Origin of the sequence: Bradyrhizobium sp. Y36 (assembly GCF_002531575.1) — a bacterium.
Classification (GTDB): domain Bacteria; phylum Pseudomonadota; class Alphaproteobacteria; order Rhizobiales; family Xanthobacteraceae; genus Bradyrhizobium.
The window spans coordinates 253239-274331 of record NZ_NWTI01000003.1 but is presented as its reverse complement, the minus strand read 5'-3'; the positions used below and the strand labels follow the sequence as shown (position 1 = coordinate 274331).

General features: G+C 64.7%; 18 protein-coding genes. 13 read left to right on the top strand and 5 right to left on the bottom strand.

From position 1 onward, the window contains the following. The first annotated feature begins 135 nt into the window (after positions 1 to 135). Positions 136 to 759 (top strand): response regulator transcription factor, encoded by a 624-nt coding sequence (locus tag CO669_RS08010; protein ID WP_198963907.1) that lies wholly within the window; start codon positions 136 to 138, stop codon positions 757 to 759. A gap of 252 nt (positions 760 to 1011) precedes the next feature. After that, positions 1012 to 1323: a response regulator gene (locus CO669_RS08005; protein WP_349627003.1), complete on the top strand. Its 312-nt coding sequence runs from the start codon at positions 1012 to 1014 to the stop codon at positions 1321 to 1323. A 15-nt stretch (positions 1324 to 1338) separates the two neighbouring features. On the opposite strand, the gene CO669_RS08000 is transcribed toward CO669_RS08005, so the two are convergent. From CO669_RS08000 to CO669_RS07990, 3 genes are read right to left on the bottom strand one after another with little or no spacing between them, the layout of a single operon-like run. Next, positions 1339 to 1923: an invasion associated locus B family protein gene (locus CO669_RS08000; RefSeq protein ID WP_097659235.1), complete on the bottom strand. Its 585-nt coding sequence runs from the start codon at positions 1921 to 1923 to the stop codon at positions 1339 to 1341. Positions 1924 to 1945: 22 nt separating this feature from the next. Beyond that, positions 1946 to 2833, bottom strand: coding sequence for an alpha/beta hydrolase family protein (locus tag CO669_RS07995; RefSeq protein ID WP_097659234.1), 888 nt, complete (start codon positions 2831 to 2833; stop codon positions 1946 to 1948). Positions 2834 to 2845: 12 nt separating this feature from the next. Beyond that, positions 2846 to 4534, bottom strand: a complete 1689-nt coding sequence (locus CO669_RS07990; RefSeq protein WP_097659399.1) for an aspartate:alanine exchanger family transporter — start codon at positions 4532 to 4534, stop codon at positions 2846 to 2848. 135 nt (positions 4535 to 4669) lie between these two features. Here CO669_RS07990 and CO669_RS07985 point away from each other — a divergent pair, with 135 nt between their 5' ends. The 5 genes from CO669_RS07985 to CO669_RS07965 all read left to right on the top strand — a co-directional run bounded on the left by CO669_RS07985 (position 4670) and on the right by CO669_RS07965 (position 12149). Beyond that, positions 4670 to 5350 (top strand): YoaK family protein, encoded by a 681-nt coding sequence (locus CO669_RS07985; RefSeq protein ID WP_097659233.1) that lies wholly within the window; start codon positions 4670 to 4672, stop codon positions 5348 to 5350. Further along, complete coding sequence (locus CO669_RS07980) at positions 5347 to 7050, top strand: SulP family inorganic anion transporter (RefSeq protein ID WP_097659232.1); 1704 nt, start codon at positions 5347 to 5349, stop codon at positions 7048 to 7050. The genes CO669_RS07985 and CO669_RS07980 overlap by 4 nt, the downstream gene beginning before the upstream one ends. Positions 7051 to 7222: 172 nt before the next feature. Beyond that, positions 7223 to 9976, top strand: a complete 2754-nt coding sequence (locus CO669_RS07975) for a decarboxylase (RefSeq protein ID WP_097659231.1) — start codon at positions 7223 to 7225, stop codon at positions 9974 to 9976. 17 nt (positions 9977 to 9993) lie between these two features. Next, positions 9994 to 11694, top strand: coding sequence for an aspartate:alanine exchanger family transporter (locus CO669_RS07970; protein WP_097659230.1), 1701 nt, complete (start codon positions 9994 to 9996; stop codon positions 11692 to 11694). Between the two features lie 20 nt (positions 11695 to 11714). Continuing rightward, entirely contained in the window at positions 11715 to 12149 is a 435-nt protein-coding gene (locus CO669_RS07965; protein ID WP_097659398.1) for a hypothetical protein, read from the top strand. Between the two features lie 43 nt (positions 12150 to 12192). Here the strand turns inward: CO669_RS07965 and ppk2 are convergent, their stop codons facing one another. After that, positions 12193 to 12993 carry a polyphosphate kinase 2 gene (gene ppk2, locus CO669_RS07960; protein WP_097659229.1) on the bottom strand — a complete coding sequence of 267 codons (801 nt, stop codon included), beginning with the start codon at positions 12991 to 12993 and terminating at the stop codon, positions 12193 to 12195. Positions 12994 to 13033: 40 nt separating this feature from the next. Beyond that, the gene (locus CO669_RS07955; RefSeq protein ID WP_097659228.1) at positions 13034 to 13486 is read right to left on the bottom strand and encodes a hypothetical protein; all 453 of its coding nucleotides are present in this window, start codon (positions 13484 to 13486) and stop codon (positions 13034 to 13036) included. Positions 13487 to 13651: 165 nt separating this feature from the next. Here CO669_RS07955 and CO669_RS07950 point away from each other — a divergent pair, with 165 nt between their 5' ends. The 6 genes from CO669_RS07950 (at position 13652) to CO669_RS07925 (ending at position 21088) form a co-directional block, all read left to right on the top strand. Continuing rightward, positions 13652 to 14065, top strand: coding sequence for a hypothetical protein (locus tag CO669_RS07950; protein WP_097659397.1), 414 nt, complete (start codon positions 13652 to 13654; stop codon positions 14063 to 14065). Then, a complete protein-coding gene (locus tag CO669_RS07945; RefSeq protein ID WP_097659227.1) occupies positions 14058 to 15290 on the top strand; it encodes an HlyD family secretion protein in 1233 nt (410 codons plus the stop codon). The genes CO669_RS07950 and CO669_RS07945 overlap by 8 nt, the downstream gene beginning before the upstream one ends. Before the next feature lie 104 nt (positions 15291 to 15394). Then, the gene (locus CO669_RS07940) at positions 15395 to 17278 is read left to right on the top strand and encodes a sensor histidine kinase (protein ID WP_097659226.1); all 1884 of its coding nucleotides are present in this window, start codon (positions 15395 to 15397) and stop codon (positions 17276 to 17278) included. 90 nt (positions 17279 to 17368) lie between these two features. Then, entirely contained in the window at positions 17369 to 18349 is a 981-nt protein-coding gene (locus CO669_RS07935) for an ABC transporter substrate-binding protein (RefSeq protein ID WP_097659225.1), read from the top strand. 112 nt (positions 18350 to 18461) lie between these two features. Continuing rightward, the gene (locus CO669_RS07930; protein WP_097659224.1) at positions 18462 to 20174 is read left to right on the top strand and encodes a DUF3300 domain-containing protein; all 1713 of its coding nucleotides are present in this window, start codon (positions 18462 to 18464) and stop codon (positions 20172 to 20174) included. Then, complete coding sequence (locus CO669_RS07925) at positions 20171 to 21088, top strand: DUF2950 domain-containing protein (protein ID WP_097659223.1); 918 nt, start codon at positions 20171 to 20173, stop codon at positions 21086 to 21088. Before CO669_RS07930 ends, CO669_RS07925 begins: the two co-directional genes overlap by 4 nt. Positions 21089 to 21093: the final 5 nt, after the last annotated feature.

Genomic DNA, 21093 nt, shown 5'->3' with positions numbered 1-21093 from the left:
GGAATGAGAAGTCGCTGCTGCCCCCGGAGATTTGGCTCATTGCGTGCCGAAATTCCGATTCGCAGACTGTCGGAGATGGACTTTGCAGAGCGGGGCCGTCGATGAGCTTCGCTGGAACTGGTCGAGAGGTTGAAGGTGCCGGGTCTGGTTCACGTAGTTGACGACGATGAGTCGTTTCGGACGGCAATCGGGCGGCGCCTGAAACTCGCGGGCTACGAGGTCGTGACCTATGCGTCGGCGCTGGAGTTGCTGGACTCCTCGCTCGACGACGCGCAGGCGGGATGCATTTTGCTGGACGTGCGTATCCCCGGATTGAGCGGTCCCGATTTGCAGGCGCGGCTGGTCGCATCCGGCTCGACGCTGCCGATCATCTTCCTGACCGGGCACGCCGATACTCCGACCACCGTGCGGGCGATCAAGGCGGGGGCGGAAGACTTCCTGACCAAGCCGATATCATCGGAGCAATTGATTGATGCCATCGAGCGGGCTCTGGCGGGACAGCGGGCCGCGCGCGCCCAGCGCACCAAGCTCGACACGTTTCGAACTCATCTGGCCACGCTGACGCAACGCGAGCGGCAGGTGTTCGACCTCATCGTGCGCGGCCGGATCAACAAGCAGATTGCGCATGAGCTCGGAACCACCGAACGCACCGTGAAAGCGCATCGCCATCAGGTGATGGAAAAGATGCAGGTCCAATCGCTTGCAGCGCTGGTTTCGATCGCGGAGCGGCTCGGAATGCTGGGTGCCAACGAGCATTAGCTACCCGCACATCGGGATTCGGTTCCGACCCTGTGACTGCCCCAAAGGACAGTATCGAAGCGTGTTGACACGGCATGACGAGCCGTGCGCAATGACGGACAGGCGCCGGGCCGGCAACGCGGAGCAAGCGCATCCGGTATCCAATTGCCATCACGGCGTTTGCCGCGCGATCATCTTTCGAAGAGGCGCATCGCCTTGCCGCTACGCAGGTCCGTCTTTGTCGTCGATGACGATCCGTCCATGCGAACCAGCATGAACAGATTGCTGCGCGGATACGGCTTCAACGCCACGCTGTTCGACTCCGCGGGGGCCTTGCTCCAGCACGGCAAGTTCGACACCGCGATCTGCATCGTTCTCGATATCGATCTCGGGGGACAATCCGGTATCGACGTGCGGCGAAGCCTGGCCGAGCAGGGCGTCACGGCGCCGGTGATCTACATTACCGGCAATGACAGTCCTGCGAACCGTGCCGCGGCGCTCGGGTCCGGCTGCATCGCCTACCTGACCAAGCCATTTGCGGCGAAGTCACTGATCGAATCCGTCGCGCGCGCCGGGATCTCCTGACATCGACGCCGGCGATCATTCGTCGATATCCTGCTCCAATGTCCTGGCTGGCGCTCCCTTATGCACGGAGGCGAATTGCGACAGGGGGATCGACGTCGTCATGGCGAGGAGGTTCGAGTCGATCAGCTCGAGCGTCAGGATCTTGCCGGACTCCATGTCCTTGACGATCTTCGGCGATGCGACATCCGCGGCGATGCAGAGATTGGTCAGACACCAGGTATAGGGCACGCGGAACGGAGTGCCCTGGTCGACGCTCAACCTCGGTGGCTGTTGCAGGTACATGCCGACGGGAACGAACAGTTGCAGCCGGGCCGCGGCAGAGTCTTCGCGCTCGATCAGATCGACCCGGATTGCCGTCTGTCCGGTCGCGAACTGGCCCGTGATCGAGGTCCGGCAAAGCGTGGGCGCGCCACCGGCCTTGTAGCAGAGCTTCTGCCAATTTCCGTAGCTGATGTCCTTTGCTTCACGCTGGCCGCGCGGCACGATCTCGGCCGGCCTCTCGGCCCGGGTGCCCTTCGGTGCGGCACGGCCAGGCAACGTCGTGGTGCCGGCGAGGGTGATGACCAGAAGACCGGCAAGGCAGTCACGAACATTGGGCATGTTTGGCCTCACGGTCGGGCTCTCATTTCTGCGTGTCGAGGAATTTCGTGACCAGCGGCGACCAGAGCGGGATCGCATCTTTCGACCCGATGAAGAAATGCCCCTCATCGCCGAACGGCGGCATCAGATGATATTCGGCGCGGCCGCCGGCGGTTGTGAAAGCCGCGTGCATGCGCTTCGACAGGGCGGGGCCGAAGAACGTGTCGTTCTCGATGTAGATCCACAGCATCGGCACACGCGACGTGCGGCCGAAATCCGCGGTCGCTTCCACCAGTCTGTCGGGCGCGCAGTTGTTGTTCGGCCGGCCGCCGACGCGGCCACCACGGCCTGCTGCGAAGGTGATGATGGCTTTGACCTGCGGCGGGTTCAGGCTCGACAAGGCGATCGAGGCCCAGCCGCCGGCGGACTGCCCGACCACGATCACGTCCCTGGGGATGATGCGCTTCTCGGCGGCGAGATAGTCGATGATCGCGAGGTCGGTCTTGGCAACCGCAAGGCCGGCGTCGCGGAAGTTGGGGTTGCCGCACCTGCCGATCTTGGAGAAGAACGGCCCGTACACCGCGCGCTCCGGAATGTCGATGGCAGCTGCGCCATAGCCGGTGCCGACCGGCGCCACCACGAGGTAGCCGCGCCTCGCGAACCATTGGGCGGCGTCGCGGAATTCGACCAGCGGAAAGAAGCTGCGGTCGATCGGGTTGAGCGAAACGCCGTGATTCATGATCACGAGCGGGAAGGGGCCGTCGCCGATCGGACGTGCCAGATAGGCGAACATCGGGAGCGGGAGCGGCAGCGCCCAGATTTCCTCCTGGATGCGGACGTCGTCCGCGGCGCGCGCGCTCGCGGCGAAAGCGACCCACGCGAGCAACAGGGCTGCGAAGCATCCCAGCGTCGATCTGGCCAGCTGCCTCATCACCGGGCTCCATCATCCGCTGTAGGTTGCAGCCACGATGATCGGTCCGAGGACGGTGAGCACCACGTTTCCGACCGCGTAGGGGACGGCGACGCCGAGGACCGGCGTCTGGCTCTCTGCCACCTCGCAGGCGCCGGTCACCGCGGCATCGACCGTCATGGCACCGGCCAATGCGCCGCAGGTGATGACCGGATTCATGCGCAGCACGTGATAGGCAAACAGCGTGGCGACGACCAGCGGCACGACGGTGATGACGAGTCCCATGCCGACCAGGAGCAGCCCGTGCGCCTGGATCGCGGTCCAGGCGGCAGCGCCGTTGCCGAGGCCGATCGCCGCGATGAAACCGCCGAGCCCGAGGTCACTCAGGGTCTGTTGCGCGGCCGGAGGCATCGCACCCAGGGTCGGCTTGCGCGACCTCAGCCAGCCGCAGACGAGGCCCGCGATCAGGGCCCCGCCGCCACCGCCGAGCGTCAGGGCAACGCCGCCGATCCTGAAGCTGACGAGCCCCGCGAGCAGACCGGCTGCGATGCCGGCGGCCAGAAACGCAATGTCGGTGCGATCGCCCGAGCGCAGGATCTGACCGATCGACTTTGCCGCGCGCTCGATATGGCGCGTGCTGCCGACCAGCGTCATGACATCCCCGACATAGACCCGCGTATCCGCGCTCAGGGGCACCTCGCGGCTCATGCGGGTGAGGCCGCGGAGGAAGACGCCGCGGGCGTCGGCGCCGACGCGTGCTGCGATGTCCTGGATCGAAAGGCCGTGGAGATGGCGATTGTCCACGAGCACCTCGATCACGTTGCCCGGGACGGCCTTCAGGATCTCGTCGGCGTCGATCTCGGTGCCGATGATCGGCCTGGCGGCGACAATCACGGCTGTGCGGCCGGCGATGACGATGTCGTCGCCGGCTTCGAGCACGGTCTCCAGATGCGGCTCGACGTCCGCGCCTCGACGGACGATGCGTTCGACGACGGTGCGGCTTCCGATTTCCTCCTCGATCGACTTGACGGTGCGGCCGGCGCCTGCCGTCACCCGATAGGCGCGGGCCTGGAACTTGCGGTAGGAGAGGTTCTCGGTCTTGGGCGGATCACCGCCGGCAAGCTCGGCCTCCAGCTTCTTGGCCTCGGCCTTCAGGTCGATCCGCATCAATTTCGGTGCGACGAAGGGGACGAACAGCAGCGTCAGGATGTAGCCGAGCACGTAAGTCACCGCGTATCCCGCCGCGATGTTCGCCTCCTGTTGGCTCAGCAGATCCTTGGAGAGGCCGAGCTGGGCCAATGCGCCCGAGGCCGTTCCGATCACCGAGGATTGCGTCAGCGCTCCGGCCGCAATTCCGGACGCAGTGCCGGGATCGAGGCTGAAGGCGCGGGCGAACAGCAGGACGATGACGAGGCCCGTGCCGCCCAGCACCAGCGCCACGGCGACTTGAGCCAGCGTGCGGACGCTCAAGGAGGCGAAGAATTCGGGGCCCGATCGATAGCCGATCGTGAACACGAACAGGCTGAACAGAGTCACGCGCAGCAGAGCGGGAAACGCAAAATGGCCGAGTTGTCCGAGCAGCACGGACACGATCAGGATGCAGGCGGTGGTCCCGACGGCAAAACCGCGGATCCGGACCCGGCCAAGGATGGTGCCGATGGCAACGGCCAGCAGCAGGAAGATTTCCGGGGCGGTGGTGATGATCCACCTGACGGTATCCATGTCGCATCTCCCCTGACGCGTCGTCACGATCTCGTTCGCGAAATCGCGGGATAGCTTGATCCAGATCAAGACTTGCGAGCGACAAGGCACGGCCAATCGGATGATGCACCGTTCGCGTCAATCGGCGTCGTCGACATGAGCCTACTTGATCTCGCAGCCGGCGCGACCCGTCGCGACGAGACGGTCGAGATCGTTCTGTTGCTCGCCTTCGCGGGCGGCTACATCGACGCCTATACCTGGATCATCCACGGCGTGATGGCGAATGCCCAGACCGCCAATCTGATCTTCCTCTGGGTCCATGCGACGGCCGGCGACTGGACCAGGGCCCTTCACTTCGTGCCACCGCTTCTTGCCTTTGCAGCTGGGATCGTGACCGCCGCGTGGCTGCGCCGTGCCGCGGGCGAGCGGGCCAGCGCAATCAGCACCTTGCTCGAGATATTGCTGCTGATCGCGATCAGCATCCTCCACAACAGGGTGCCGGATCTGGCTGGCACGCTCGGCATCTCGTTCGTTGCCGCAATGCAGACCGCGATCTTCACCAAGGTCGAAGGCGTTCTTTGCAGCACGGTGATGGTCACGGGCAATCTGCGGCAGGCGATCGAGACGGTTTTCGTCGCCGTCGCCGGCGGCACGCCGCCCGGCACGCTGCGCCGTTCGGGCATCTTCTTCGCGCTCTGCGCCGTGTTCGGCTTCGGCGCTGCGGCCGGCGCGTTCGCCACGCAGGCCATTCCGAACCTCGCGCTCGGCATTCCCGTGGTCGCGCTGCTCGCCGTGTTGCTGCGCTGCGAAGCCTCGGATCAAAGGGCGGCCCGATGAATGCGCCGTCGGAGCGCGGGTGGATACGCTTCTTTCCGCCGACCGGCTGGCTTGCCGCCTATCGGCGAGATTGGCTGTTCTCCGACGCGGTCGCCGGCGTCACGCTCGCGGCTTACGCTATTCCGGTCTCGCTCGCCTATGCCGCGATGGCCGGGCTGCCGCCTCAGGTTGGCGTTTACGGTTATCTGCTCGGCGGCCTCGGCTACGCGTTGCTGGGAGCCTCGCGGCAACTCGCGATCGGGCCGACCTCGGCGATCTCCCTGATGATTGCGAGCACCGTCGGTGCGCTGGCGGGAGGCGATGCCGTTCGCTATGCGCAGATCGCGAGCCTTGCGGCCTTTGCGGTGGCGGTGCTGTGTCTCATCGCCTGGCTGTTCAAGCTGAGCGTGCTGGTCCGCCTCGTCAGCGACAGCATCCTGGTTGGTTTTAAGGCCGGGGCCGGGCTCACGATCATCATGAGCCAGTTGCCGAGCCTGCTCGGTGTCGCCGGCGGCGGCCACAATTTCTTCGACCGGGCGATCAAGCTGTCCGGACAGATCGGCGCGACAAACCCGCTCGTGCTCGCCATCGGCGCCGTCGCGCTGTCACTGCTTCTGTCTGGCGAGCGGCTCCTGCCGGGCAGGCCGGTCGGAATCGCGATCGTCGCCCTGGCGATCGCGACAGCGACGCTGCTCGGCCTTCCTGCTCTCGGCGTGCCCGTCACCGGCACGATACCGCAGGGCCTGCCGGCGTTGTCGCTGCCGACCTTCGGCCTGCTGGAGTTCGACGATCTCTTCCCGCTCGCGGCCGGCTGTGTGCTGCTGGCCTATATCGAGGGCATCTCGGCCGCGCGCAGCTTCGCCGCCAAGCACGGCTACTCCCTCGATGTCCGGCAGGAATTCCTGGGATTGGGAGCCGCGAACCTCGCGGCGGCGCTCGGGCACGGCTATCCCGTCGCCGGGGGCCTGTCGCAATCAGCGGTCAACGACAGCGCCGGCGCGCGGACCCCGCTGGCACTGGTGATCTGCTCGGCGGCGCTCGGGCTGTGTCTTCTGTACTTCACGGGACTGCTCACCAATCTGCCCAAGGCGGTGCTTGCGGCAATCGTCTTTGCCGCGGTCTACAGACTGGTCGATATCCGTGCGCTTCTGCGGATGTGGCGGGTCAGCCGGATCGATTTCTATGCCGCGGGAATTGCCTTGATTGCCGTGCTGCTGCTCGGAATCCTCCAAGGCGTCCTGCTCGCCTCGATCGCGTCGATCCTGTTGCTGCTGGCGCGGGCTTCGCAACCGCATGTCGCCTTCATCGGTCGTTTGCCCGGCAGCGGCCGTTATTCGGACAGCGCGCGGCACGAGGGGGTCGAGCCCCTGACCGGACTCATCGCCTTCCGGCCCGAAGCCTCGCTGCTCTATATCAACGCCGAGACCGTCCTCGACCGGGTTCTGGACGCGCTCGCGGCCTCGTCCGAGCTTCGGCTGGTGATCTGCGACCTCTCGGCATCGCCCTATATCGACCTCGCGGGGGCGCACATGCTGCACGACCTTCATGACGAGCTCGCCTCGCGCAAGGTTGCGCTCTGCATCGTCGGAGCGCACGCGCAGCTCCGCGATCTCCTGCATGCCGAAGGGCTCGCGGAGAAGACCGATAGCGTCCAATGGCTGCGCACGCTCGACAGCGTGCTCGGTGACGCGCAGGCCGTCACCGCGCACCGGACAGCCTGACGGCTGCGTGTTGCAATGCGATCTGTCGTGTCGGGCGATGCTCTCCCGAGAATGAGTCCGACCGTTGACTTGGATCAATGGAGTCGCCGGCCCCGAACTCACGATGACGCATCATTCTTGTCCCAGAGACCATCAAGAGATCAGCAGGGACTGTCGAGGTACGGAGAGACACATGGCCAAGGACACGAAGCCGGCGCAAAAGCGCATCGACCAGTTCTTTTCCGGTCCGGGCGCCCGGGCGGACGACTGGCGAGACCTGGTCGAAGCAGCCAAGACCTGGGCGCGGGACGGCAATCGCGCGGCCTACGATGCGGTGCTGGCTGATCTTTCGATCACAGAAGAATTTCACGGCTATCCCGGGATGCATCTGATGGCGGCGGTGCGGGAAGCCGCGGCCGCCGGCGACGGCGCGACCTCCTTCGCTCTTGCGACGAGGATTGCCCAGGCGCTGGCCACCCGGTCCTTCCGCCAGCATGCCGGCGACTGGAACGTCAAGGATGACGGCAATGGCGATGCGCCCGAGCTGGTGCCGCCGAGCTTCGGCGCGCCTACCGCGCGCAGGCCGTATTTCGAGACCCTGGTCGTCACCGGCGTGTCGCCCGGCCAATGGCCCGCCCTTGCGGCCGAGTGGCGCAAGCTACGGCGTCCGGTCGATGCCTTCATTTATGAACCGGTCATCGTCGGCAGCCTGGAGGATGCTTTCTGCGCGACGATGCTCAATTCAAACATCGGCGCCGTCATCATCAACGAGGGCTTTGGCCTGCGTTCGCGGCACAATGCGCCTGTGCTGCGCTCGATCATGGCTACCGCCGGTCTCAACGACGAAACCGACGCGTCGGCGCTGCGGCTCGCGCAGATCATCAAGCGCATCAGGCCCGAGCTCGATCTCTACATGATCTCGAACCGTGACGTGGAGGAATTGGCCGGCAATCCCGAGGCGGCGGTGGTTCGCCGCATCTTCTATTCCGTTGAAGAGCTTCTGGAGCTGCATCTGTCGATCCTCGAAGGCATCCAGGATCGCTATGACACGCCGTTCTTCGACAATCTGAAGAAGTACGCGCAGCGTCCGATCGGGACTTTCCACGCGCTGCCGATCGCGCGCGGCAAGTCGATCTTCAAGTCCGACTGGATCCGCGACATGGGCGAGTTCTACGGGCCGAACCTGTTCCTGGCCGAGAGCAGCGCCACCACCGGTGGCCTCGACAGCATGCTCGAGCCGACCGGAAACATCAAGAAGGCGCAGGAGAAGGCGGCGAGGGCACTCGGCGCCGACCGCGTCTTCTTCGTCACCAACGGTACCTCGACCTCGAACAAGATGGCGGTGCAGGCGCTGCTCGCGCCCGGCGACATCGCGATCGTCGACCGGAACTGCCACAAGTCGCATCACTACGGAATGGTGCTGGCCGGAGCGCAGCCGCTCTATGTCGAGGCGTTCCCGATGACGGAATATTCGATGTACGGCGCGGTGCCGCTGAAGACGATCAAGCAGGCGCTGCTGAACGCCAAGGCGGACGGCCGGCTCGACCGCGTCAAGATGGTCGATCTCACCAATTGCACCTTCGACGGCCACATCTACAACACCCGCCGGGTGATGGAGGAATGTCTCGCCATCAAGCCCGACCTGATCTTCCTGTGGGACGAGGCCTGGTTCGGCTTCGCGCGCTTCTCGCCGTTCCTGCGCCGTCGCACTGGACTTGGCGCCGCCAACGAGATCGAGGCGTGGATGCGCGATCCGAAGTCGGTTGCGGCCTATGAGAAGCAGCAGACCGAGCTCGGCAAGAGCCCGTCCGAGGAGGTGCTGCTCAAGACCCGGCTGATCCCGGATCCGCGCCTGATCCGGCTGCGTGTCTACCAGACCAACTCGACCCACAAGTCGATGTCGGCGATCCGTCAGGGCTCGATGCTCTCGGTCAAGGACGTCGAGTTCCACACGGTCGAGCAGCAGTTCAAGGAGGCGGTGTTCACCCACGCCTCGACCAGTCCGAACCAGCAATTGATCGCCAGCCTCGACATCTCGCGGCGGCAGATGGAGCTGGAGGGCTATGGTCTCGTCGCCAATGCGATCGAGATCGCATTCGCGATCCGCCAGGCGGTCAACAACAATCCGCTGATCTCGAAATACTTCCGCATCCTCGGTGCCGACGCCATGGTGCCCGCGCAATACCGCCAGAGCGGCTTCACGGATTTTCTCGCTCCCGGCGTCAACTGGGCGAATACGCTCAAGAGCCTGGATGAGGACGAGTTCTGCCTCGACCCGACCCGCATGACGCTGGTGTGCGGCATGGCCGGGTATGACGGCACGCAGTTCAAGGGCATTCTCGCCAACGAATACAATATTCAGGTCAACAAGACCTCGCGTAACTCGGTCCTGGTCCAGTCCAACATCAACAACACCCGCAGCGACGTCGCGCATCTCGTCCGCGTGCTCGCCGAAATCGCGGGCGAGATCGACCGCGGCCTTGCCCACGGCGGCGCCAATGCCCGCAAGACGTTCGAGGCCCGGGTGACGAGCCTCATGAAAGACGTGCCCGACCTGCCGAACTTCTCGCATTTCCACCCGAGCTTCCGCGGCGACGCCGGCACCAAGACCAACGAAGGCGATATCCGCACCGGCTTCTACACTGCCTATGACGTCGCCGGCTGCGAGCACATCCGCCTCAACGATCCCGAGATCGACCGGCGGCTGAAGGCCGGACCGGAGCTCGTCTCGGCCAACTTCGTGATCCCGTATCCGCCCGGCTTCCCGATCATGGTGCCCGGGCAGGTGATCACGCAGGAGACCATCGACTTCATGCGCAAGCTCGATGTGAAGGAGATCCACGGCTACGACGCCAAGGAAGGCTTGAAGCTCGTGCGCACGGAAGCCTTGGCGAAACTCGGACGGCCGAAGCCGGGCGCGCAGCCGAAGCTCAAGGCCGCGTCATAGGTTTGGAGGGGACGAACATGCAGGCGTTCTTCACGTTCCTGCAGCAGAACCCGTATCTGCTGCTGTTCTTCGTCGTCGGTCTCGCCGTCTATATCGGCCGGGCCAGCATCAAGGGCTATGGCCTCGGCATGGTTGCCGGCGCCATCGTGGTCGGGGCGGGCGTTTCCGTTTGGGCTTCCAGCTACGGAGTGAAGCTGGAGCTGAACAATTTCGCGAAGAGCCTGTTCTACTACCTCTTCATGTACGGCGTCGGCCTGCGTGTCGGCCCGTCCTTCCTCAACAGCCTCAGGGGCGACGGGCTGAAGTTCTGCATCCTGGCGGTGGTGTCGAGCGTGATCGGCCTGGCGCTGGTCGTCATCGGCGCCAAGATGTTCTCGCTACCGCCCGGTGCGGCCGGCGGCATGCTGGCGGGATCCCAGACCATGTCGGCGGCGATCGGTTCGGCCGAGCAGGCCGTCACTTCGGGCGTCGTCAAGCTGCCCGAGGGCATGAAGGCCGAGGATGCCTCCGGCATGATCGCGCTGTCCTACGGCATCACCTATATCTGGGGCACCGTCGGCATCATCCTGATCTGCAAATATCTGCCGCGCTGGTGGGGCGTCGACGCGAAGGCGGCGGCCCGGCAGTACGAGCAGGAATTCGGCGTCAAAGATCTCGAGGGTGGCGGTCTCACCGGTTTCCGCCAGTTCGGCCTGCGCGCCTATCGACTGGAGAACGCCGCAACGGCCGGCATGAGTATCGCCAAGTTCCGGGCGGTCAATCCGGAATACCGCATCGTCAACGTCTCACGCGGTGGCGAGGCGCAAGGCGCCGATCCGGAGCTCGTGCTGCAGAGGGGCGATATCGTCGCACTCGGCGGCTCGACCGAACATCTCACCGACAAGATGGGCCTGATCGGGCCAGAGGTCGCCGATGCCAAGACTCTCGGCATCCCGATGGACCAGGCCGAGATCCTCGTCACCAACAAGGAGATGGTGGGACGTACGTTCGAGTCCTTCCGCGACAACGCGCTCGCCGGCCAGTTGCAGGTCACCAAGGTCGAGCGGGGCGGCGTGCAGATCCCGGCCGGTCTCAAGACCAAGCTGGAGCGGATGGACATCGTCTCCGTGGTCGGCCTGAAGTCCGCCGTGAACGAGCTCGGCGAGATGTGGGGCCGGATTGCCCGGTCCAACACCTCGACCGATCTGCTGACGCTGGCCGTCGGCATGATCATCGGCTTCCTGATCGGCAAGATCGAATTCCCGGCGTTCGGCGCCAAGATCGGTCTCGGCAACGCCGGCGGCCTGCTGTTGTCGGGTGTGATCGTGTCCTCGATCGTGTCGCGCCTGCGCTTCTTCGGCAACACGCCGAATGCCGCGCGCAACGTGCTGGAGGATCTTGGCCTCGTCGTCTTCGTGGCCATCGTCGGCGTCAATGCCGGCGCAGGGCTGCTGGCCCAGCTCACCGGCGCGGTGGCACTGAAGATCTTCATCGTCGGCTTCATCGCCTGCACGATCCCGCCGTTCATCGTCTGGGCGATCGGCTTCCACGTCTTCAAGATCAATCCAGCGGTGCTGATGGGCGGCGTTGCGGGCGCGCGGTCGCATTCCGGTCCGTGCCGCGAAGCCGCAGTCGAGATCCAGAGCTCCGTGCCCTGGATCGGATTCCCGGTCGGCTACGCCGTGTCGGGCATCCTTCTCACCGTGTTCGGCTATTTCGCGATGATCCTCGCGCAATGATCAAAAGGGGAATGAAAGTCATGAAGAAACTTACCAAGAGCATTGCACTGGTTGCCTCGATTGCAGTCCTGACCGGTGTCAGCACGCCGTCGCGCGCTGACACCGGCCAGGTCGCCGTCGTCTTCACCAAGGGCGGCTTCATTGTCGGCGTCGGCGGTGGAGAGGGCGTTCTGCTCTATCGGGGCAAGAAATATCCGTTCACGGTCTCCGGCATGAGCGTGGGACTCACGGTGGGCGCCTCGACAACGAAGTTCGTCGGCCGGGCGCTCAATCTGAAGGGGCCTGGATCGATCGAGGGTTCCTATGCCGTGGGCGGAGCCGGTGGGGCGATCGCCGCGGGGGCCGGTGCCGTTCAATTGCAGAACGGCAACGGCGTGATCCTCCAGCTCAGCGGTCCGAAGGTCGGCGCGGAAGTGTCGGCGGCGGTGGGCGGCGTCACGATCCGCCTGAAGTGACCTGAGGCGGCAACGGGCTGCGGCAGCGCAGCCCGATCGCGTCTCAATATCGCTCGGCGACGAAGTTCATCCCCTTCAGGCTGGCCTGATCGTTGTAGCGTCCCTTGTCGGAGCGCTTCGGCAGCTTGATCTTGTCCTTCCTGATGCGCTTGTAGGGGATGGCGCCAAGGAGATGAGCGATGCAGTTCAACCGAGCCTTCCGCTTGTCGTCGGAGCGGATGATGTACCAGGGCGCATCCCTGGTGCTCGTTTTCTTGAGCATGAGATCGCGCGCCCGCGAATAGTCGTACCACCGTCGAAAGGACTCCAGGTCCATCGGACTGAGCTTCCATTGCCGGACGGGGTCGTCGATGCGAGCCTTGAAGCGGCGCTCCTGCTCGTCCATCCCGACCTCGAGCCAGATCTTGATCAGGATGATGCCGCCCTCGATGACGTATTTCTCCATCTGCGGACAGAGGTTGAGGAAGCGCTCGTGCTCGGCGGGCGTGCAGAAGCCCATGACATATTCGACGCCGGCGCGGTTGTACCAGCTGCGGTCGAAGATCACGATCTCGCCGCCGGCCGGAAACTTCTCCATGTAGCGCTGGAAGAACAGCTGGGTCTTCTCGCGGTCCGACGGGGCGGGGAGGGCGACAACGCGAAACACGCGCGGGCTGACCTTCTCGGTGATGGCCTTGATCGTCCCGCCCTTGCCGGCGGCATCGCGGCCCTCGAACAGCACGATGACGCGGAGCTTGTTCTGCCGCACGTAGTCCTGGAGATGGCAGAGCTCGACCTGAAGCTTTTCCAGCTGCTTCTCGTAGTCCTTCCGCTTCATGCGTTCCGCGGGCGCATCCTTGGCCATGCCGGTTCTCTCTTTGGCGACATCGTCAATCGCGAGGTAATCAATCGTCCCAGGAAATGGTCACGCCGATATCGCCGGGCACGCCGCCCGGGAAATCGATGATCTGGTAGGCGATGCGATAGCCGCGCGGCTTCAGATAGTCGGTCCAGAGCTGGAAGATCTCCTTGGGGATTCCGGTCAGCGTGGTCTCCCAGCCCTTTTCCATCTGGTTGATGGCGCGCCCCTTGTCGGTGCAGAGCGAGTTGGGGAAACGATAGACCAGCACCTCCGTCAGACCGTTTCGCACCGCACGCTGGATGATGGTCGAGGCGAGCTTGATCTTCTCTTCCTCGCTCTTGCCGGAGGGCTTGCCGAGTCGCTCGATCAGTGCGCGCTTCTCGGCATCGGCCGCCGCGGCGAGGCGGACGTACTCTTCGGCCTTCTCGGCCTCCTTGAGGGCGGCTTCCTTCCGAATCTGGGCGGCGTTGGGGATGAGATCGTCGAGGCCGGACATGGTTGCGGCTCCTCATGGTTATCCAATCAGCATCGGCCAAACGCTAGGTCCGGCCGAGTACATTCCCTTGATTCAAGTCAAGCAATCGGGGAAGCTGCCTGAACACAATGACGCAAGTCGACCATCGCTTGCCGGGAGAGACGCTTGAGCGACCAGCTGCATCCGATGGCACCGCACCATCTGCCGTTCTATCTGGCACCAGGGAGCGGAACCGATACGCTGATGGTGGTGATGGGCCTGTTCCTGATCGGCACCGTGCTATGGGTCGGCACGCTCTATTGGAAACTGCACAGCCTGCCCGAGCGGATGGCGCACAAGTCGCAAAAGCTGCAATTCGAATTCGTCGCGGTGCTCGGCCTGATCTCGCTGTTCACGCACATGCATATCTTCTGGATTGCAGGCCTGCTGCTCGCGATGATCGACCTTCCCGACTTTGGCACACCGCTGCGCAGCATTGCCGGCTCCGTGGAGAAGATTGCCGATGCGACGCCAGCCGCCGATGGCGTGAGTGTCCCGCCCGAGCCCGCGGCGCCCGCGGCAGGCAAGCCGGCGCCGGCAAGGGAGCACAGCGATGTTTGAGCTGATGTTCTGCTCACTGCTGACGATCCTGCCCGACTATCTCTACCGCCGTTACGGCCAGGGCAAGCGCTTCGGCAAGGAGATCACGTTCTTTTCGATCTGGTACGAGCTGCGCTGGGGCATCACGGGCTGCCTGATGCTGACGGTGTCGCTGATCACCATGATCTTCTATTTCCATCCGGCGACATCGTCGGCGACGCTCTATTTTCGTACCGTGCCGATCCTGCCGGAAGGCTCGGGCCGCGTCGCCGACGTCAAGATCGGCTTCAGCGCTCCGGTGAAGAAGGGCGATGTCCTGTTCACGCTCGACGCTTCCAAGCAGCAGGCCGCGCTCGAGACCGCCAAGCGGAAGGTCGCGGAAGTCGATGCGGCCATACAGACGACACAAGCTGACGTGGTCAAGGCAGAGGCGCAGATCGGCGAGGCGAAGGCCAATTACCAGCAGGCCAAGGACGAGCTCGAGGTCAAGACCGAGCTGCAGCGGCGCAATCCCGGCATCGTTCCACAGCGCGATATCGACAAGCTCCAAGTCCTGGTCGAGCAACGTCAGTCGGGGGTCGACGCGGCGAGTGCCGCCAAGCAATCCGTGTCGATGCAGGTCTCCGTCCTGCTGCCGGCGCAGAAGGCGAGCGCCGAGGCCGCGCTCGACCAGGCGCAGGTGGATCTCGACAAGACCGTCGTCCGTGCCGGCATCGATGGGCGTGTCGAGCAATTCCTGGTGCGCCCGGGTGACGTCGTCAATCAACTGATGCGGCCCGCCGGCGTGCTCATTCCGGAGGGAGCCGGCCGCAAGGTGCTCCAGGCCGGGTTCGGCCAGATCGAGGCGCAGGTGATGAAAGAGGGCATGGTCGCGGAAGCGACCTGCATCTCCAAGCCATGGGTGATCATCCCGATGGTGATCACGACCGTGCAGGATTACATCGCGGCCGGACAGTTCCGGTCCGGAGAGGTGCTGGTCGATCCACAGAACGCGGTTCGTCCCGGCACCATCCTGGTGTTTATGGAGCCGCTTTACAAAGGGGGGCTGGATGGCGTGACCCCCGGCAGCAGCTGCGTCGTCAACGCCTATACGAGCAATCATGAGGAGATCTCGGCCAAGGATACGCCGACCATCCGGAAGATCGCGCTGCACGTCGTCGACGGTGTCGGCCTCGTCCACGCGCTGCTGCTGCGCATTCAGGCGTTGCTGCTGCCGATCCAGACCCTGGTGCTGAGCGGACATTGAGCGGGATTTGATCGCGTCGCCGGCACTGTCCCGGCAGCGCCATTCCCGCTAGATTTGTTCGGAACGCAGCCGTCGGAAGCTGCGGGAGTGGAGCAGAGCGGACCATGTGCGGTGTTTCGGTCAGGCCCAGGTCAGCTGCGGCCGCGCTGGTGTGCCTCTGCCTGGTCCTCGCCGCGTGCCTTGCGCCCAGGCGCGCGGAGGCCGTCGGACGCAACCTCCGCGGCGAGCTCAAGCGCGTGCTGGTGTTGCATTCCTTCGGCCGCGAGTTTCGACCCTGGAGCGAGTATGCGCGCGACATCAAGGCCGAGCTCGAGCGGCAATCGCCCTGGCCGCTGGATATCCAGGAGCATGCGCTGCTCACGGCCCGTTTCAACAATCCCGGTCCCGAGGCGCCGTTCGTCGAATATCTGCAGTCGCTCTACCAGGGAGCGACGCCCGATATCGTGCTGAGCATCGGCGCGCCCGCCGCCCGGTTTGCGCAGAGATACCGTGCAACACTGTTCCCCGATACGCCGCTCATTCTGAGCGCGGTGGAGCGCCGGCTGATTGATCGCGCCGATCTCGGCGAGAACGACGTCGTCGTGGCGATCCACAACGATTTCGTCGCCGCATTCGAGAATGTTCTGCAGGTTCTTCCCGACACCAGGTCGGTTGCGATCATCATCGGTGCCTCGCCGCTCGAGAAATTCTGGGTCGAGGAGGTGAAGCGGGAGCTCAAGCCTTTCGCCGGGCGTCTGGAGTTCGTCTGGTATTCGGATTTGTCGTTCGATGACATCCTCAAGCGCGCATCGACGCTCCCGCTACACACCGCGCTGTTCTGGGGCCTGATGTCGGTTGACGCGGCTGGCGTCGTGCATGAGAGCGACCTCGCGCTGCGCAGCCTGCATGCCGTCGCGAATGCTCCGATCTTCTCCTACCAGGAGCCGTTCTTCGGGGACGGCACGGTCGGTGGACCGATGCAGTTGATCAAGGACACGAGTTCGCGGACGGTCAGTGCCGCGGTCGGCATTCTCGGCGGTGCGAAACCGGGAAGCATCAATTTTGAAACGATCGGCTTCGCGGCGCCGCGATATGATTGGCGGGAATTGCAGCGTTGGGGCATCAGCGAAAGCCGGCTGCCTCCCGGCAGTGAGATCCTGTTTCGCGAACCCAACATCTGGGAACGCTACCGCTGGCAGATATTGATGATTGCGGCGGTGTTCCTGGTGCAGGCCGGCCTTATCAGCGGGCTGTTGCACGAGCGCAGGCGCCGCCGCTTCGCCGAGATCGAGTCGCGCCAGCGCATAGCCGAGCTCGCACACGCCAATCGCTATTCGGCCGTCGGCGAGCTGACCACGTCCATCGCCCATGAACTGAACCAGCCGCTCGGCTCGATCCTGACCAACGCCGAAACCGCCGAGCTCCTGCTGAGAGCAGCTTCACCCGATATCAAGGAGGTCCAGCAGATCCTCGCGGACATCAGGCGCGACGATCAGCGGGCGAGCGAGGTCATCCGCCGGCTGCGCAGCGTTCTGAAAAAGACGCCGTTCGAGGTCAAGGACATCGAGCTCAATGATACGGTGCGCGAGGCGATCGGCCTCGTGCAGGCAGTCGCCGATGGACGCCGGATCACGTTGATCTACATGGCCGCCGCGACCGCCCTGCCGGTCAGAGGCGATCCGATCCAGCTTCAGCAGGTCGTTCTCAACCTGATCATCAACGCGATGGATGCGATTTTCGACGCGGACAGCGGCAAGCGCGAGGTGAGTGTCTCGACCTTGCGCGCCGGCAAGGATGCCGAAATCAGGGTCGTCGACACCGGCCCCGGGATGGACGTCTCCGATCTCGCCAACGTCTTCAATCCGTTCTTCACGACCAAGCCGCAAGGCATGGGCATGGGGCTCGCGATCGTCAAGACCATCATCGAGGCCCATCACGGTTCGATCTCGGCCGCGAACCAACTCGCGGGCGGCGCGCTGTTCACGATCCGGCTTCCCATCGCCCGCTGACGACGGATGTCTTGATCCTGATCAAGCCTCTGGGGCGACGAGGTCGTTTTCCTCTCCCCGCTGCAGGACGATGCGACGGGTGTGGGAACCATGAGACGCCGTGAATTCATGTCGCTTGCCGGTGCGGCGGCGGTGTTTCCGGTCCTGGCGAAGGCCCAGGACAGGATGCCGTCGGTCGGGGTGCTCACTGGCAATGTTGGGGGAGATCCCGGCGCGCAGATGCGTGTCGATGCCTTTCAGCAGGGCCTTGCCGATCGTGGCTGGATCGCCAACCAGAACTATCGCCTTGAGGTGCGCTGGCCGGGGCCCAATCCGGCCCGGCAGCAGGCGGAGGCGCGCGAGCTCGTTGCCACCGAGCCGGACGTGCTGTTCTCCACCAGCACTGGAACGACCCGGGCGCTGCGCGATGCAACGCAGAAGATCCCGATCGTTTTCGTCGGGTTGTCCGATCCCGTCGGGACAGGCCTCGTCGCCAATCTGGCGCGGCCGACCGGAAATCTGACTGGCTTTTCGCTTTATGAGCATTCCATGAGCGGAAAGTGGCTCGGTCTCTTGAAGGACATGGTGCCCGGCCTCAGCCATGCGGCGCTGCTGTTCAATCCGGAATCCTCCCCCTATGCGCAGCACTATCTCCAGGCCGCTCATCGGATGGAGGGCCGTCTCGGGCTCAAGGTCACCGGGGCCAGCGTTTACAGCGGCGCCGAGATCGCGGCGGTGATCGAGACGGCCGCACGCGTCGGCGGCGGCCTCGTCGTCTTGCCGGACGGCGGCTTCGTCGGGCCGCAGAGCGCGATGGTGATCGCGCTGCTCGCGCAGCGTCGGGTGCCGGCGATCTTCGCCGTCCGCTTCTACGCAGTGAACGGCGGGCTGATGTCCTACGGCGCGGATCTCACCGAACAGTTCCGTGACGGCGCGGGCTATGTCGACCGGGTCCTGCGCGGTGCTGATATCCGAAGCCTGCCGGTGCAGTTCGCCACCAGGTTTGAGCTCGTCATCAACATGAAGACCGCCAATGCCCTCGGATTGAGTGTGCCCGGCCGGCTCCTGATGGACGCCGAGCTGATCGAATGAATGTTTGCTTCCGCGCTGCAACAGCCATGTCGACCTCGTTTCGTTGATCTCGATCAACAAACCTCGGTGTTGCGGTCCGATCGTGCCAACTGGAAGTCCGAGGGAGGATGCGATGTTCCGCTGCTGCAAGACCCTGATGGCACTCGCGCTCTTGATGACGACGTCGGTCGCCGCGACGGCGCAGACCACGACGGCGCCTCCAACTCCGCAGGCGCAGCCCGCAAGCCCGCCCGCTCCGACCGCCGAGGTCCTGAAGCCGGAGCAGCTCGAGGCCCTGGTCGCGCCGATCGCGCTCTATCCCGACGAGCTCCTCGCCAACGTGCTCGCCGCCTCGACCTATCCGCTGGAGGTGGTGCAGGCCGACCGCTGGCTGAAGGAGCGCAAGTCTCTCAAGGGTGATGCGCTGAAGACGGAGGTCGACAAGCAGGCCTGGGACGACAGCGTCAAGGCCCTGGCCAGCACCGCCGACGTGTTGACCATGATGAGCGACCAGCTCGAATGGACCAAGAAGCTCGGCGATGCCTTCCTCGCCCAGCAGCCCGACGTGATGGACGCGATCCAGCGCCTGCGCACCAAGGCGTATGACAACAAGAAGCTGGTCACGACCAAGCAGCAGAAGGTCAGTGTCCAGGCGCAGCAAGGCAAGCAGGTCGTCGTGATCCAGCAGGCCAATCCTGCCGAGATGTACGTCCCGTATTACGATCCGGCGACGGTCTATGGCAGTTGGCCTTATGCGGAGTATCCGCCGTATTATTGGGGCTACCCGTCCTATATCGGGGCAGGCGTGGTTGCAGCGGGACTGGCCTTCGGCACCGCCTGGGCGATCGGGCGCTGGGGCAATTACTGGGGTGGCGGCTGCAACTGGGGCAACCGCAACGTCTACGTCAACCATCGCACCACCAACATCGGCAATGGCTGGCAGCACAATCCGGCGCATCGCCAAGGCGTGCGCTACAACAACAGCAATGTTCAACAGCGCTTCGGCAACAACAACCTGAAGGCCGGCGTGTCGGACCGGATGGATTTCCGCGGCCGTGACGGCAACCAGGTGCTGCGGCCCAATCAGGGTGCGGGAGATCGGGCAGGCGATCGCGCGGGAGACCGTGCTGGTGATCGCGGTGGTCCCGGTGACCGCGCCGGCAATCGCGGCGATCGTCCGGGTGCGGGAGATCGTCCAAGCGCAGGGACGCGGGATCGGCCGGGCGGCGGCGACCGCGCCGGTGCCGGGGATCGCGCCAAGGGCGCAGGTGATCGCGCAAAGGGCGGAGGTGACCGGGCCAAGGGCGGCGGCGATCGCGCCAAGGCGGCGAACCGCGCGGGCGGAGGTGCTGCAGCCAACCGCGGCGGCGGCGGCAATCGCGGCGGCGCGATGAACGTCTCCGCGGGCCGGTCGGCGGCCGCAGCATCTGCACGCGGACGATCCAGCATGGCGAGCATGCCGCGCGGCGGTGGCGGCGGACCGAGCATGGCCGGTCGTGGCGGCGGTGGCGGGATGGCGACGCGTGGTGGCGGCGGCGGCTTCGGGGGAGGCGGCCGTGGCGGTGGCGGCGGTGGCCGACGTTCCGATATCGCGCTGAAGCATGACGTCGTCTTGCTCGGCCATCTCGCCAATGGCCTCGGCTATTACCGCTTCAGCTATATCGGCAGCGACAAGGCCTATGTCGGCGTCATGGCGCAGGAAGTCGAGCAGGTGATGCCCGGTGCCGTGACGCGCGGTAGCGATGGCTATCTGCGCGTTTACTACGAGAAGCTCGGGCTGACATTCCGCACCTACCGCGAGTGGCTCGCCCGCGGCGCGAAGATCCCAGCAGAGGTGACGCCATGACCGGTCTGACATTGATCCGCCGCGCAATGTTGCCGGCTCTCATGGCGCTGGCGATGCTGGGATCTGCAGCGCAGGCACAGCAATCCTTCAAGACGCCTGAGGACGCGGCCGCGGCGCTCGCGGCCGCGGTGAAGAGTGGACCTCGCGATATCCTCAAAGTGCTCGGCAACGCTGCCGACGACATCGTCTCCTCCGGCGACGAGATCGCGGACAACGATATCCGCCAGCGCTTCACGTCGATGTATGACGCCAAGCACGGCATCAAGACGGAAGGCAACAAGAGCGCGACCCTGATGCTCGGGCCTGACGATTTCCCGTTCCCGATCCCGCTGCTCAACACCAAGACCGGCTGGGAGTTCGACACCGACGAGGGACGGATCGAGGTGCTGCGCCGTCGCATCGGCCGCAACGAGCTCGACGCGATCCAGACCGCGCTCGCCTATGTCGATGCGCAGAACGAATATGCCGACAAGGATCGCGGCGAGGGCGCCGGCGTCTACGCCCAGCGCATCGTCTCGACGCCCGGCAAGAAAGATGGTCTGTTCTGGCGCGACGACAGCGATCCGAGCCCGCTCGGCGCACTGGCGGCCGAGGCTTCGAAGGAGGGTTACCGCGCAGGCGATGTCGGACCTTCGCCCTATCACGGCTACTATTTCCACATCCTCAGAGGGCAGGGCCCCGATGCGCCCGGCGGCGCGCTCAACTATGTCGTCAAGGGCAAGATGATCGGCGGCTTCGCGCTGATCGCCTGGCCTGCGGAGTACGGCAATTCCGGGGTGATGACGTTCCTCGTCAATCATGCCGGCACCGTCTATCAGAAGGATCTCGGCAAGCGCACGACCTTCATCGCCGAGCGCACCACGCTGTTCGATCCGGACCAGACCTGGAAGAAGGTCGATGCCGCAAAGCCGTGATCGAC

What these genes read in the sequence shown, in the direction of transcription:
- CO669_RS07980 (WP_097659232.1), top strand. Translation starts at nt 5,347, where the DNA reads ATGAATGCGCCGTCGGAGCGCGGGTGGATACGCTTCTTTCCGCCGACC.
- CO669_RS07940 (WP_097659226.1), top strand. Translation starts at nt 15,395, where the DNA reads ATGTGCGGTGTTTCGGTCAGGCCCAGGTCAGCTGCGGCCGCGCTGGTG.
- CO669_RS07995 (WP_097659234.1), bottom strand. Translation starts at nt 2,833, where the DNA reads ATGAGGCAGCTGGCCAGATCGACGCTGGGATGCTTCGCAGCCCTGTTG.
- CO669_RS07945 (WP_097659227.1), top strand. Translation starts at nt 14,058, where the DNA reads ATGTTTGAGCTGATGTTCTGCTCACTGCTGACGATCCTGCCCGACTAT.
- CO669_RS07950 (WP_097659397.1), top strand. Translation starts at nt 13,652, where the DNA reads ATGGCACCGCACCATCTGCCGTTCTATCTGGCACCAGGGAGCGGAACC.
- ppk2 (WP_097659229.1), bottom strand. Translation starts at nt 12,993, where the DNA reads ATGGCCAAGGATGCGCCCGCGGAACGCATGAAGCGGAAGGACTACGAG.
- CO669_RS07955 (WP_097659228.1), bottom strand. Translation starts at nt 13,486, where the DNA reads ATGTCCGGCCTCGACGATCTCATCCCCAACGCCGCCCAGATTCGGAAG.
- CO669_RS07965 (WP_097659398.1), top strand. Translation starts at nt 11,715, where the DNA reads ATGAAGAAACTTACCAAGAGCATTGCACTGGTTGCCTCGATTGCAGTC.
- CO669_RS07925 (WP_097659223.1), top strand. Translation starts at nt 20,171, where the DNA reads ATGACCGGTCTGACATTGATCCGCCGCGCAATGTTGCCGGCTCTCATG.
- CO669_RS07985 (WP_097659233.1), top strand. Translation starts at nt 4,670, where the DNA reads ATGAGCCTACTTGATCTCGCAGCCGGCGCGACCCGTCGCGACGAGACG.
- CO669_RS08000 (WP_097659235.1), bottom strand. Translation starts at nt 1,923, where the DNA reads ATGCCCAATGTTCGTGACTGCCTTGCCGGTCTTCTGGTCATCACCCTC.
- CO669_RS07990 (WP_097659399.1), bottom strand. Translation starts at nt 4,534, where the DNA reads ATGGATACCGTCAGGTGGATCATCACCACCGCCCCGGAAATCTTCCTG.
- CO669_RS07930 (WP_097659224.1), top strand. Translation starts at nt 18,462, where the DNA reads ATGTTCCGCTGCTGCAAGACCCTGATGGCACTCGCGCTCTTGATGACG.
- CO669_RS07935 (WP_097659225.1), top strand. Translation starts at nt 17,369, where the DNA reads ATGAGACGCCGTGAATTCATGTCGCTTGCCGGTGCGGCGGCGGTGTTT.
- CO669_RS07975 (WP_097659231.1), top strand. Translation starts at nt 7,223, where the DNA reads ATGGCCAAGGACACGAAGCCGGCGCAAAAGCGCATCGACCAGTTCTTT.
- CO669_RS07970 (WP_097659230.1), top strand. Translation starts at nt 9,994, where the DNA reads ATGCAGGCGTTCTTCACGTTCCTGCAGCAGAACCCGTATCTGCTGCTG.
- CO669_RS08005 (WP_349627003.1), top strand. Translation starts at nt 1,012, where the DNA reads ATGAACAGATTGCTGCGCGGATACGGCTTCAACGCCACGCTGTTCGAC.